We start from the raw sequence: 13,541 nt of genomic DNA, 5'->3' as shown, positions 1-13,541 counted from the left end.
TCTGAATGCGGGGTCTGAGTTCTGCACAAAGACGGATAATTTTAAGGCAATGATTCAATCGACTCGATATGCAAGCTTGGAATCTAGGGCGATCGACTTTTAATTGGGGACAGAAAACCTACATCATGGGGATTTTGAACGTCACGCCCGATAGTTTTAGTGATGGCGGACAGTTCAACACGTTGGAAAGCGCGATCGCTCAAGCCGCTCACATGATTCAAAACGGTGCAGATATTCTCGATATCGGTGGACAGTCTACTCGCCCGAATGCCGAAGAAATTTCACTTCAAGCCGAACTCGATCGCGTCATTCCGATCATCGAGGCAATTCGGCAGAATTTTGAAATCCCGATTTCAGTCGATACAACTCGTGCTGTCGTTGCGAAACATGCGATCGCGGCAGGAGCCGACTTGATCAATGATATTTCTGGAGCCGTGTTCGATTCAGAAATGCTCTCAACTGTCGGCAAATTAGGCGTTCCGATCGTTCTGATGCATATGCGAGGAACTCCCAAAACCATGCAATCGCTGACCGAGTATCAAGATCTGATGCCAGAGATTTATGAATTCCTGAACACGCGAATTGAAAGCGCGATCGCCCATGGCATCACCCAGATCATCATTGATCCAGGCATTGGATTTGCCAAGCAGTTCGATCAAAACTTAGAAATCATCCGCAATCTCAAAGCGTTGCAATCCTTGAATTGCCCGATTCTCTTCGGCGCATCGCGAAAAAGCTTCATTGGTCATATTCTTGACCAACCTGATCCTCAGAAACGAGTGTGGGGAACTGCCGCCGCTTGTGTCAGCGCGATCGCCAATGGAGCCGATATGGTTCGCGTTCACGATGTCGCCGAACTCAGAGATGCCTGCCGCGTTGCAGATGCGATCTGGCGCTAAAAAGCCGCTAAAAAAGGGAGGCAATTGCCTCCCTCCAAATTCCAAATCTCGTCTTCACACCATTAAGTATCAATATCCCCATCGATATTCCCGCGATTGCGCGCGTCAATTACGCCCGTATGTCCCATCAAATCTGTCACTGCTTCATTGAGTGCTCGCGGGTCAAGGAAGACAATCTTGGAATTCTCACTCTTACCCAGTTCGCGGTTTGCATCGACGTAATCCTTCGCAACCAAGTAGCGCAACACATCCGCATTCTGTCCTTCCAAGGCTGCTGAAAGCTGCTGAATCGACTTCACCGTTCCTTCTGTTCGAGTCAGTTCTGCCTGCTTCTCACTTCGCGCTGCCCGCTCTTTCTCAAGTGAATCTCGCAGCGCTTGAGAAATCATAAACTCTTGCACCTCCACACGAATCACCTTTACGCCCCAGTTAGCCGTGGACTTATCGAGTTGACGTAACAAAGCCTGATTAATCTTGCTCGCCGATGAGAAAGATTCCTCTAAAGTCAATTGCCCCACTTCATTTCTCAACGTCGAAATCACAATCTGTTTCAGCGACTCTTCGAGATCTTCGACAGCGTAATAAGCCTTTCTCAAATCGAGAATCTGCCAAGACACGATCGCATCGACTTCGATCGGCACATTATCTTTCGTAAAAGCCCGTTGCGGTTCAATATCTAACAACTGCTCCCGAATCGTCTCGACTAACACCGTATCCAACAACGGGATCACGAAATTGAGTCCTGGATTGAGGATGCGCTTATATTGCCCGAGACGTTGCACGATCGCTTGATCGCCTTGTTCAACGATGCGGATAGAACCTATGATGTAACCCAAAACAATAAGACACAATGCACCAGTAATCTCAATCATATGTTGTGCTCCCGCCGAGCCAAATTATCGATGACTTTTTCAAAATAGAGGTTGCAAGTTTAGTCTAATCTCTCTACCTGAAAATGTTGCAGATTCGGGGCTGAAATTCAAGACCTTTGGCAGGTTTAACCGATATTATTGTGCCTGTTGGTCGTTGCGTTTGCTAGCCACGAACTGATTTACCAATCCCTTTGAGGATTCCCCGACCAATTAGCCCAATCCCACGTCCAATCACTTCGGTTAAAACATAGACAATTCCACTGCCTAAAAATGCAATTACACTCCTCAATCGGGGTGAAATTGCATCTCGCGTTTCTAGGGCGAGAGTGACTGCAAGTTGTAGACCAGAAAGCTCTGCTAATTCTTCAGTTCTAGGCGAATAAATCACGATGCGATTAATCCCATACTCTTCTAAGACAAACAGCCGATATCGACTTTCAAAAATGGCTTTTGGCTCAGAAAATAATCGCTCTGATCGCACTCGCCAGGATAAATCATTTCTAAATCGCTCGATTTCACGAGTGGATAAAAGTCGGCGATCGTAGAAGCCTTGTTTAATTGCTTCTAAGGTAGCAAACCGATTCAATAAAGGCTGAATCGTCGCATTTGCAAGCTGAATGATCAGATTTTCTAGAAGATCAAGGGCGCGATCGCGCGCTTCGATCGTGCCGATTTCATGTTGCATTTGATCGACAATCAGCGGCGTTTCAAACAATAAATGCTCAAAAATCTCCTGAACCAAGGGAATTTTATCCAGAATTTCAGTTTGAACCGTATTGCCTTCTTCAAGTAAAGTCGCAACAATTTCAAAGTCGCGATTCTTCACTCGAATTGTGGAATAACGCCCGAAGAATTGCATCACAACGGCTTGCCATAAATCGCGCAAAATATGCGATTGCTTTGCCGCAAATTGGTCGGGCAAAAGTTGCGAAAATCTCAATTCGTCCAGCAAATCTTCAAATTGCCGCAGAATGATAAAAAATAATTCCCGTTTCTTTTCTAATTTGAGAATGTCAATTTCTAGGGGTGTGTCGGTTAAATTTTCTAAATTTGATTGAAGTTTTGCTGCAATGCGATCGCACAATTCCCCCTGCCATGCCTTCGGGCGCGGCATTTCTAGAACAGGTTCGATCTCCTGTGCAGACACAGTAAGCGATGACTCGACCGGCACAATCGCGCGCGGGGTCGGTGCAATCTCCTCAGCCGGAAGTGTTTTCTGAATTAACCACTGTGCCGCTTTTAACTCTCGTCTTCGTCCAGCTAAAAAAGCGCGATCGAGGTTAGACAGGGAGGTCGATTTGAGCTGAGCGTTAATCTCATTCAAGGCAGCTTCAATCTGCCCTAACCCTGACAATCGCCAATTTTGCCGAATCACTTTCAAAATACTGACTGACTGCGACCGTGAACTGACAAGTCGAATCTGATCTAAGACTTGCGATCGCCAATAATTTTGCCCCGTTGTGATCTGTCGAACGGCAGCAACAAATTCAGAAATTGAGCTTCCCTTGGGACAATACCCTTCAATGCCTGCCTGAAACGCCGCGAGTAGCTCCCGTTCGGCTAACGGCTCAATCACTAAAACAGGCAAATCCGGATACTGGGCTTTCACCTGTTGAGCAAATTCGCCCCCAATTCCAATTAAAACGGCATCTAATTCGTCTCGTGCCAGTTCCGTCAGGTTGCGCCATGCCGTTGGAATGGTTTCTGCTTCTGCAACGACTCGAAATTCTGCAAACCGACTCAAACAGTTGAGCAACCCCGATCGAAACACCGGATCTTGCTCCACAAGCATTAGTCGCGCTATTCCACTTAAACTACTCATCCATTTGCCAGCGCATTTCTATCGATTAAACATCCTAAAAACTTCAAATACAAGATTTGCAATATAGAATTAGGCGAATGGTTGGGTGAAATATGTTGAATAGGTTCGCATCCCAACAAACTCCCACTCCCAAAGCGCAAGAACACCTAGGTCAGGAATGCCTAACCAGCAGTCAAAGTTCTTTAAAGACTCTGACTGCTCGCTTCATATAAAGCTCTTTTTAAGAGAGAACTCTAATCTACCGCAGTTTTAGGGCGGAGTCGGTTCTGAAGCGGGTGGGGTCGGGTCAGGTATCGGCGACTCAAACCCTGAACTCTGCTCTGGATCTTCATCACTGGGAACAGATTGAGACTCTTCCTCTCGTTGTCGCCAAATCGCTGCCCGTTCTGCTGCCCATTGCGCGATCGCACCTCGTGCCTCACCAAATAAGGGGCGACCCGATCCAATTCCCGAAGCCACATCGATCGCGCGTGTCAGATACCCCTGGCTTGCCAAGCGACTTGCTTGAGCCAGAATTGATCGATCTTCTGCAATCTGAATCTGATAAACCCACTCGCCAATCAACCCTTGTGCTTCCGCGTATAGTGCCCGTCCCGGTCGAATACTACCTGCAACCTCGATGGCGCGCCCAAGCTGTCCAGCACTCGCGATCGATCTTGCATTGTTCAAGATCGGACGATCTTCAATGATTTGAATTTGATTGCTCCAATTGGCGATATCAGTCTGTGCCTCAATCCGCAAACTCCGCTTCGGCTTCACCAACGTTGCCATTGCCACGGCAGATTTCAAATTGCCAAGATTCCCCGATTTTGCCACTTGTTTTGCGCGGTCGAGCAAGGGACGATCCTGCATGGATTCCAACTCTTTTTGCCACTGTGCAACTAGGGTTTGAGCATGGAGCCGTCCGGGACGTTTCGGCGAAATGGTACTCGCTTGAGCGATCGCAAAATGCAGCATGGGAATCTGTTGTAAGTTTGCAACCGAACTCGCCAGATTCAACTGCGTCAGGTCTTGTACTTTTTGCTCCAACCTGGGAATCAAAGTTTTAGCGCGACTGGCAAACGGACTTTGAGCGTCAATCTGTTTGACCATCTGAGTTGCCATGATCAGCGGCACAATTCGCTCTAATCCAGGCGCTCTATAGTTATCAACCGTTTCGATTTCTCTGGCGCGGACTAATCGAATCAAATCCTGGTTTGCAGTCGTCAACTGAACGCTAGTCGGAATCGAATTGACCAGCGCGACAGCAGCGGGAATATTTTGCTGATCAAACTGCGCGATCGCTAATCCAATGATCGTATTCCGCCAGCGCAGAACTTCCTGATTCGCCTGCAAAGTCCAAATAAAAGTGTTGCGATCGATCCCATCCGTCATCGCGATCGCTTGTCCTAATTGAGCAGGCGGATTCGCTTTCGCAAAATTCCGCGCATCTTGCAGGAATTTCCAGGCTTTTTTCTCTTGATTCGATCGTTCTCGAACTTCGCCTAAGCGCTCTTGCCAACCGGGATCATTGACCAGTGCCAACTGCGCCATTTGTTGTGAGGCGCTCTCCCAAGCTCGTTTCTTCAGGGCTTCCAGGATCTTGGCGTAAATGGCTTCGCCGCGACGATATTCTGCTTGCCAACGATCGATCGCGGCTTGAGCATCTTTATAAACAGGACTGCTTTGAGGAATCTGACTAGCAAGATTCACAGCCCCTTTGATGTCTCGCTGAGCAACGCGATCGCGAGCCAAAATCAACACCGCATTCGACCAATCTTGCAGCAGCGGTCGAGATTGCCCATACAAAGGATGTTCTGTCGTCCAACCCTTGACCAAATTGATCGACGCAAGAATCTGATCCGCATTTCCAGTCTGAGCGGCTTGCTGAGCGCAAAATAGCTGCTCCGCTTCTAGAGATTGCGCTGTGACTTGCTGACAGTCCACCGCAGGCGGAGCGCTCGATAGCCAATGAAGCGCGATCGCACCAGTCCCACCAAACACGCCAAAAATCCCTAACCAGATCAGTTGCCATCTCCAAGCTTTCGCAAACTTGCCCAAGCGACGTGCAGTCACCTGAGTTGCGGAGGACGCAGTGCTAGCGGCGCGATGTCCTAACTTGGCAACCCGATGCTGAACCGGACGAGACGACTTCTCGGTTTCCGGCTCAGGCAACGCTTCGGCATCAAGATCATCTTCCAGCAAGACTGGAGAATGGTCACTGTAAGGCTGGTGCTGGTAATTCTCGATCGGGGCAGGTGGATGCTCAATGTCAGCTTTCGGCTTCTGGAATGCCCGAAGCCATTGGGTTGGGAGTTTTCTAGCCATTTATCGCTGCGAAACCGTATATCAAGCGGAAGTTCAGAGTCTCGGCTATTTTACAAGCGATTTTGCCGATGGAACCCTCGACATTAAATGCTTTTACGTGATCCGCAGGGGGATCACGGTTTCCGGGAATAATCGCGCAAAACAGTACTCACAAAACATCAAGTTTTGTAAGCGTTGATGCGGATACTTTGAGAAAGCCGAGTTTTGCTTCATTGAAACACGAATCTCTCGATCTGCACTCCGAAAGACGCAACAGGTTACGTATAAAAGATCGCTCTATTGCGATACAGCTTAATTCGCTCGATAACCATAGAAATCGATGTGATATTCCGTGATTCTCACACCCGTCTGCGCTTCGACTTGTTGAATAATTTCTTCTGGAAGCTGGATGTGAACGTCGAGAATTTGCTGAGTGTCAATACAGTTCACATGACTGTGAGCATCGCTAATATTTCCGTAGAGTCTGCCATCAGAGCGCTCAATACATTCGATGATGCCTTGCTCAGAGAGAGCTTCTAGGTTCTGATACACCGAGGTATGCCCAATGTCTTTGCCTTGCCGATTTAAACGATCGTAAATCTCGCGTGCTGACAAATGTTCTTGGTCGTGCCACAGCAATTCCAGAATGAAGCGGCGCTGGCGGCTCAGACGCATTCCCAAGACTTGACAGCGTTCGATCGCGTCATCTAGGCAACGAATCGGTTTGAGGTCTGACGAGGTTTCAGTGTTCATCGGTGAGCAATACGGATTTGAAGTGGGTTGTTTATCGATCGATTGAAAATTTTGAAACAGTGTAGAGTCAAATTATTTTGTAACTCTTAAAGTAAGAGTCTACCAATTGCGTGATGATCAATTATCTGTACTATTTCTATCACATGCTAAAGCGAAATCGCTACAACTTTGCTTTTTATGATTCCTTTCACGAAGAGAGTTCGTTACACTGAAATATCTCAATTCTTGCGGATTTCTTGTGGCTTACTCTTCTAATCCTCCAAAACGAGCGAGACTCGTCTCTGCTAGCTGGGCGATCGTGCAACTACCGGGACTTGCTGCTGACGATGCAACTCGATTAATGGATCATGAAATTCGGACGACGCTAGAGTTACTCAAGCTCGGTCAAACTCAAGACAAAAGAAATCTGCTGGCAACCCATCTTCAAGTGCCAATTCGTCAATTAAATAAGTGGGTTGCGCTGGCTGATCTGGCTCGAATTCCCAGTGTAGGATGCGAATATTCAGGCTTACTGCTGCATGCCGGGATCGCCTCTCCCGCTCAATTGGCTCAAACCTCGATCGCAGCGCTACACCGCCAACTACTCCGTCTCCATGTTTCTACGATGCAGCGCCGTGATCTCTGCCCCAGCGCCGACTCTATTGGACTATGGATTCATCAAGCCAAACACCTTTGTGCAAATCGAGAGACTTAGCAGGAAGTGGGCACTCTTATTGAAGTGGAATCGCGGATATAACCTTAATCCGGATACCAAAACATCCCTTTGATTCCTTCTGGATCCTGCATGAAGCCCAAATTTCGGTAGAAATTGACAACATGGGGATCAGCGAACAAAGTGATATTACTGATATCCTCACTGCGAAGCTTCTTAATCATGAACTTCATCAGAGCCTTACCTAGCCCCTTGCCCTGGAAGTCCGGATGCACGACCACATCCCAAATCGTCGCGTTAAACGCATGGTCAGAAGTGGCGCGCGCAAATCCGACCAACCGTCGTTGGACTCCTCGCTGCTCCCACATCGAAGCCACCAAAAAACTATGCTGAATTGCCTTTTTTACTTTCCTCAGCGGACGGCGCGACCAGCCGACTGCATCGCACAATTCCTCAAGCTCATACAAATCGATCTCTCGCTCTGTTGAGAAGAAAATCCGAGGAGTGGCGCGATCGCTCGCTCCCTCACCGGAGCCGGGGACAACATAGCTCTCCGTCGAAGTCGGTTTCTCGATCGAAGCATCCGTACTACTAAATAAGCTTTTCCAAAAACCCATGCAAGCGTGGTGATAACAGTGAAGCAGTAATAGTTAGTATATCTCTCGGATTTAGGTTGCATTCTGCCGATTTTATGGAAATGTTGGCAATTCGTATCTTGGGGTTGCGCTTTCCAATATCGTCTCCATTCTAAATTCCACCCCAAATTTCTATCCGCGTGTCGTCTAAGGTCAGTCTCCACCACTATGGCTCTGGGTCTAAAATCGTCCACACTAGAACTGTTAAAGCGTTTCAACCGAGCGTTTCCGCAGTTTTATGAGCAATTTGTCAGCAGCGAAATCCAACTGCAAAATCTACGACTGGCTTATCAACTTTATAAGTCGAAGCAGGCGGTGATTGAACTGAAATCTGAGGGCACAAAAAGCGCGCTCCATTTTGCCTACCGAAATCAGTCGTTCTTGCTCAGCGATATTTTTGGGGTTTTAGCAGCATATGGATTGACGATTCACAGCCTCAGCCTGTACGGGCAGATTTATCCCCCGATGCTGGTGTTTATCAAACTGATCGTGTCTCGCAGTGGAAAAGCTCTCACCGACAAAACCTCTGAAAACGTCTGTCGGGCAATTCGAGAAGCGCTCGCGGGGCGGTTTGAAGTCGAAGAAATGCTGGCGGTTGAGTTCAATCTAGATGCAGGTCTAGAACAGGTAGAGACAGAGTTCTATGTCGATCCAGTTTTCCATTTGCCTGCTTTGCTGATCGAAGCCGACAACCAGCCGGGACTCTTCTACAAAGTGATGTATGCGATTTGGCAAGAAGATTTGCTGGTTGTCAATGCCAATTTGCTAGTCTGGCGGGGACGAACGCGGCTGATTTTATATCTGTTAGGACCAAACGAAAGCTTGATTCCAGAATATCTGGGTCAGAAGATTGCCGAAGGCGTGAAGCAGCGACTTTTAGGGCGACGCTTTTAATTTCTGGGAATCCGCCCCGCTATCATGGATGATAGCCATTTTTTAGCGTGCTCTATGTCATCAATCACCCTTCCAGCTTTACGGGTTTTGATTGTAGAAGATGACCCTATGATGCAATTGGGGTTGGAGCAGTCCTTAGAGGACTATCCAGAGTTAACAATCGTCGATCAAGCCAATGATGGCTATTTGGGAGTTGAAGCGGCGCTCAAACATCGCCCCGATCTGGTTGTCATGGACATTGGCTTGCCTCGATTGGATGGCATTGCTGCAACACAGCAGATCAAAGCTGCACTCCCGAATGTTCGGATCGTCATGCTGACTTCGCATACGTCTGAGAACGAAATTATTGCAGCGCTATCAAGTGGAGCGGATGCTTACTGTATTAAGGGCGCAGATGTGACGCGTTTAATTGCTGCGATCGCAGCAGCTTGTGAGGGCGCGACTTATCTTGATCCCCAAATTGCCCGTCGCGTGATCGAACATCTCAAACCCCCCGCAGCGGACAATACGATCGGGCAATTATCCCAACGTGAACATCAAGTCCTCAAATTAATGGTTGATGGCTTGAGCAATCCAGAAATTGCCGCAAAGCTTTATCTCAGTCCCAACACCGTGAAGACTCATGTACGAGGCATCATGAATAAACTCGCAGTAGACGATCGAGTTCAAGCTGCGGTTGTTGCTTTGAGAACAGGATTAGTCTGAAAATTTTAGCTTTAGAGAAAATAAAATTTCTTCGATTGTTTCGGGTATGAAGCTTAAACCGAATTGCGCAAATTGTTGAAGCTATTCTTTAAAGTTTGTTCCCGATCTGTGGCGCATTTGCCAAAAATTCATCATTTTTCTCGGTAGAAAGACCGCTGATGAGCAGGCGCGATTCTGGAATTTCTGAAATGTCGATCCGAAGTCCCAAAACGGCAGAAGATAAGCTTAGCTCGACCATAAACATCCTGAATCGACCGTAAGGATCATGAAAAAGATTCACCAGAATTGCAATAATTCTTCAAATAGCATCAAATCCCTAACCCAACATCGATTACAGTACAAACTAATTTACTTCAAGACCCACAAATTAACGATCCAAGTTTAGAATCAAGATGTACAATTTGTAGTCAGTTAAGCCAGTTAAAGAAATTACTGCTTAAGAAGACGATTTGAGATGCGCAGCTTGATCTACGAATAGACAAGTTCAGAAAGGCACATTGCTTTCCTGCTTCTTAACCACTGATTTCTCATTTTGGCTCGTTCAAAGCAACGGTGCTGCGATGATAACCCCCAACTTCGCGAATCATTAACTTGATCCTGCGATGTGGGTACTCCGCGAATTGTAGAGTTTCCCAAACTCGCCTACATATCTCGGCAATTCGCGTTAATTTAATATTTCACGCAGGAGGATTAATCCTTTGGGAGGACGGCAAACCCTATCGCGTGATTGTTAATGTAGGGTTATGACCCTACTCATTGTGATTTCGATTGATTGAATTGATTTAATCGATCGCTTTCTCAAACAAGTCGTTTCTCACATGCCTGGAATCAGACAGATGAAATTTGAGGATATCTATCAATTTTTCAAAGATCCGCCCCCTTTCTATCTCAATAAAGAACTGGCGGTCTGTTATGTGTTAGCGGTTCTCTTACGCGGAGACTCCTACGGAACCGAGCTAATCCAATTGCTCGAAACCGAATATCCGCTGTACCGCTTATCGGATACGGTTCTCTATAGTGCCCTAAAGTTTCTTGAAGACGAAGAAATGGTCACCGGCTACTGGAAAAAAGTCGAAGGTCGGGGTCGTCCTCGCCGCATGTATCAGATTAAGTCTGAGGCAATGCAGCAGGCGCAAGATCTGGCTCGGCTTTGGCGAGAGTATGCCGTTAAACGCGAAAATGCACGAGAAAATTCGGGCGTGCCCGCAGTCAGTGGGGCTGAGAAATAACAGTGGAGATCTGAGAATGATCCCCATTGTTGTCTAAACTTGTGGTGTAACTGGGATTTTGTCTTCTTGCGCCATGAATCAGCCTATAATTGCCTCGACGTTTCTCCTCACGGTTCTATTAATGATTGGGCTGTTTTTCTTCATTCGCGCCTCAGTCAAAGATAGAACCCAGGAGGTGCGATTGCTCTCTGAGCAGCCTGAAGATTCTCTGATGGTGCAACTGCGCCAATATTTTGGACAGCGCTCTTACCGAGTAGCTGCGATCGATGCCGATTTAAATCAGGTGACGTTTGAAGGAGTTGTCCGTCCAAGCGTTTTCCTGGCGGTATTTTTGTCGCTGCTTGCTTCGGTGGGAGCGCTGTGTTTTGCGTTAGTCCTGACGATGGTGCTACCCGATGGGTCGAATTTCTGGTGGGGCTTGTTGCTCGTGTCGCCTCTAGCTGGTGTTTTTTATTGGAAAGGGGCAGAGCGAGTGGAGCAGGTTTCGCTGAAATTGGAAGGGGGCACAGATGCGCGCAGTGTGATTACTGTCAGAGCACATCGTGATGAATTGGCAGAATTGCAGCGATCGTTGGAACTGCAAGCGGAATAGAAAATTTTTAGACGGGAATTTCTAGACAAAAGCTCTCCTCGTTGCGTTGAGGAGAGCTTTGATGAAGTGAATGCTGGGTAACTGAGTTTAGCTTGCCCAACTAGGTCAGTAGCGACTGGCACTACCACCAAATCTGCATTCAGGGCAAGCAAAATTTGGAAAACTCGAACTTGATCCGGATCGAGATCTGAACGCTTAGCGGCTCCGTGAAGGAACAGCAACCGCATCGATTTCATCCTCAGATGTTCTCAGACTTGGGAATAAAAAGTGATTTTCTTCGACGTATTGTGCGCCAAACAAACCTTTCTCTGCCCAAAAATAGCGATCTGTAGTATGCTCGTTTCTCTTAACCAGTAACAGCGCAGGCGGCAGAATGCCTTCAGCGTGGATAAACTTGCGGGCAGCGGTAACGGGCTTATCTTCGCCACACTCAATGCTAAACTGAGGAACGCTTTCTAAGATCCGTCTTCCTTCCTGCCGACGACGACTTTTCCGCTTACGTCTCCTTGCCAAACCCCGTACCTCCTTAAGTTCCAAACTGCCTAAAAGTTGTAATGATCGTTACAAAATCCGTCGAAAATATATCAGCTTCAGCCCTGGATTTCAACTTCTCTTAACGCATCTACATAATTTCTTAAGGTTGTTTTCCGAGTTCTTTTGCTATGTAACGACTAAAATGAGCGCTTACGTCAGCAAAAGTTGCGGAAAGTCGGGCAAAAGTTAAGAAAAACTGGTGCGAAAGAGTTGGGGATCAGGACTATCTATTAAATTAATAAGAAAAATTACTCAACGTCAATCCTATTTCTTAGATTCATCCGGCAGAAAAGTCGATGCTAATGCCTACAAGTTCCGAATTCATTGAGTTGTGTCGATCACAAATTGCATTGCTGACTCAGGCGTTAGGCGCTTCACTAAGCGTAATCTATCTAACGGAAGAATTAGTTGAAAGTTCTCAAGCCCGTTTGATCCCAGTTGCAGCGTATCCGGATAATTCTGTGGCATTGGAGCGATCGAACCGTTTGGCTCTTCCTTCCTCGGACATTCCAGAACTGGATCTAGTGACAACAGGACTGGTTCAACCCCGGCAACTCGTCTTGCCGTTGATTCATGAAGAATTAGTCTTTGGGTTGTTAGTGACAGAGCGCGAAGATCGACCTTGGACAACTTGGGAGCGATCGCAAGTTGAACGAGTTGCGAGTACGTTAGCCCTCGCTTGTGTGATGGATCAACGGGCGCAGTGGTTGGATCAGGCTCAGCGACAACATCGCTCGATGCAAACGCAGCAGCATGACGTTTTAGATAATTTGCTACATCAGTTGAAAAGTCCCGTCACAGCATTGCGAACGTTTGGCAAATTGTTAGTGAAGCGGTTACAGCCGGAAGATCCGAATCGCAATATTGCAGGCAGTATCTTGCGGGAAAGTGATCGCGTGCAGGAACTCTTACAGCAATTTGACCAAGCGATCGATTTAAATCCCGTGGATGCTTTATCAGAAAATCCAATCCGCCCGATTCCCTTGCTTCCGGCTGGAGTGCTGACGGCATCAAGTTTAGAATTAGCGCCTTGTTCGATTCACGAGATTTTGCTGCCCTTAGTGGAAACGGCTCGTGCGATCGCGCAAGATCGCAATCTTCTCCTGCGAACAGAAATACCACAATTTCTGCCCCTTGTTTCCGCCAATTCTGGGGCTTTAAGAGAGGTATTGAGTAATCTTATCGATAATGCATTGAAATATACGCCTAGCGGCGGAGAAGTGCATATTAGGGCATATTCTCATTACGATCGCATCTGTATTTGGGTCAGTGATACCGGATTGGGAATTCCACCGGAAGATTTAGAGCACTTGTTTGAGCGGCATTATCGGGGAGTGCAGGCAAAGGGAGATATTCCAGGCACGGGGTTGGGGTTAGCGATCGCGCGTCGATTGGTGGAACAGATGAATGGCTCGATTCAGGGGTTCAGCCCATTGAAAAAAGAGGGCTGGATTCCTCAAGGCATCCAGCCCCCTAAACAGGGGACAAGTTTTTTAGTGATACTTCAGACTCATCGCGAGCCTGAGTCTTGAGATCTAAGTTTTGGGTCTTCTGAAACTCAGAAGATTGAGACCGATGGCAGTCCTGAGCTGTGAAGTGGGGAGGAGGAATCGTTCTTTGAGTGGCTCCCCACTCCCGATCTTTTTGAGTATTCACAGCTCAAGATCG

The 13,541-nt window shown here is 47.3% G+C and carries 14 protein-coding genes; 7 read left to right on the top strand and 7 right to left on the bottom strand.

Annotation, left to right across the window (positions count from 1 at the left end; genetic code table 11):
- Positions 1-68 precede the first annotated feature (68 nt).
- Complete coding sequence (gene folP / locus OU814_RS15225) at positions 69-899, top strand: dihydropteroate synthase (protein WP_268184072.1); 831 nt, start codon at positions 69-71, stop codon at positions 897-899.
- Positions 900-961: 62 nt separating this feature from the next.
- Here folP and OU814_RS15220 read toward each other — a convergent pair whose 3' ends face one another.
- The 4 genes from OU814_RS15220 to OU814_RS15205 all read right to left on the bottom strand — a co-directional run bounded on the left by OU814_RS15220 (position 962) and on the right by OU814_RS15205 (position 6,632).
- On the bottom strand, positions 962-1,771 hold the full coding sequence (locus OU814_RS15220) for an SPFH domain-containing protein (RefSeq protein ID WP_017287561.1): 810 nt from the start codon (positions 1,769-1,771) through the stop codon (positions 962-964).
- A 163-nt stretch (positions 1,772-1,934) separates the two neighbouring features.
- A complete protein-coding gene (locus OU814_RS15215; RefSeq protein WP_268184069.1) occupies positions 1,935-3,563 on the bottom strand; it encodes a DUF3685 domain-containing protein in 1,629 nt (542 codons plus the stop codon).
- Positions 3,564-3,842: 279 nt separating this feature from the next.
- Positions 3,843-5,900, bottom strand: a complete 2,058-nt coding sequence (locus OU814_RS15210) for a hypothetical protein (protein ID WP_268184067.1) — start codon at positions 5,898-5,900, stop codon at positions 3,843-3,845.
- Positions 5,901-6,191: 291 nt separating this feature from the next.
- Entirely contained in the window at positions 6,192-6,632 is a 441-nt protein-coding gene (locus tag OU814_RS15205) for a Fur family transcriptional regulator (protein WP_017287558.1), read from the bottom strand.
- A gap of 238 nt (positions 6,633-6,870) precedes the next feature.
- Between OU814_RS15205 and OU814_RS15200 the strand changes: the two genes are divergently transcribed.
- The gene (locus OU814_RS15200; protein ID WP_017287557.1) at positions 6,871-7,326 is read left to right on the top strand and encodes a DUF4332 domain-containing protein; all 456 of its coding nucleotides are present in this window, start codon (positions 6,871-6,873) and stop codon (positions 7,324-7,326) included.
- 44 nt (positions 7,327-7,370) lie between these two features.
- On the opposite strand, the gene OU814_RS15195 is transcribed toward OU814_RS15200, so the two are convergent.
- On the bottom strand, positions 7,371-7,901 hold the full coding sequence (locus tag OU814_RS15195) for a GNAT family N-acetyltransferase (RefSeq protein ID WP_017287556.1): 531 nt from the start codon (positions 7,899-7,901) through the stop codon (positions 7,371-7,373).
- Positions 7,902-8,087: 186 nt separating this feature from the next.
- On the opposite strand from OU814_RS15195, the gene OU814_RS15190 reads away from it, so the two are divergent.
- Positions 8,088-8,813: a hypothetical protein gene (locus OU814_RS15190; protein ID WP_017287555.1), complete on the top strand. Its 726-nt coding sequence runs from the start codon at positions 8,088-8,090 to the stop codon at positions 8,811-8,813.
- A 54-nt stretch (positions 8,814-8,867) separates the two neighbouring features.
- Positions 8,868-9,518 (top strand): response regulator, encoded by a 651-nt coding sequence (locus OU814_RS15185; protein ID WP_017287554.1) that lies wholly within the window; start codon positions 8,868-8,870, stop codon positions 9,516-9,518.
- Positions 9,519-9,606: 88 nt separating this feature from the next.
- On the opposite strand, the gene OU814_RS15180 is transcribed toward OU814_RS15185, so the two are convergent.
- Positions 9,607-9,756, bottom strand: a complete 150-nt coding sequence (locus tag OU814_RS15180; RefSeq protein WP_154660826.1) for a hypothetical protein — start codon at positions 9,754-9,756, stop codon at positions 9,607-9,609.
- Positions 9,757-10,354: 598 nt separating this feature from the next.
- Between OU814_RS15180 and OU814_RS15175 the strand changes: the two genes are divergently transcribed.
- Both OU814_RS15175 and OU814_RS15170 read left to right on the top strand, forming a co-directional pair.
- Positions 10,355-10,747, top strand: coding sequence for a PadR family transcriptional regulator (locus tag OU814_RS15175; protein ID WP_036045667.1), 393 nt, complete (start codon positions 10,355-10,357; stop codon positions 10,745-10,747).
- A 73-nt stretch (positions 10,748-10,820) separates the two neighbouring features.
- Complete coding sequence (locus OU814_RS15170; RefSeq protein ID WP_268184061.1) at positions 10,821-11,339, top strand: cofactor assembly of complex C subunit B; 519 nt, start codon at positions 10,821-10,823, stop codon at positions 11,337-11,339.
- 195 nt (positions 11,340-11,534) lie between these two features.
- Here the strand turns inward: OU814_RS15170 and OU814_RS15165 are convergent, their stop codons facing one another.
- Complete coding sequence (locus OU814_RS15165; RefSeq protein WP_036044536.1) at positions 11,535-11,852, bottom strand: DUF3155 domain-containing protein; 318 nt, start codon at positions 11,850-11,852, stop codon at positions 11,535-11,537.
- Between the two features lie 323 nt (positions 11,853-12,175).
- Between OU814_RS15165 and OU814_RS15160 the strand changes: the two genes are divergently transcribed.
- Positions 12,176-13,405 (top strand): GAF domain-containing sensor histidine kinase, encoded by a 1,230-nt coding sequence (locus OU814_RS15160; protein ID WP_268184057.1) that lies wholly within the window; start codon positions 12,176-12,178, stop codon positions 13,403-13,405.
- Positions 13,406-13,541: the final 136 nt, after the last annotated feature.

This window comes from Leptolyngbya sp. GGD, assembly GCF_026735145.1.
GTDB lineage: Bacteria > Cyanobacteriota > Cyanobacteriia > Leptolyngbyales > Leptolyngbyaceae > Leptolyngbya > Leptolyngbya boryana.
This window is presented reverse-complemented; position numbering and strand designations above follow the sequence as displayed.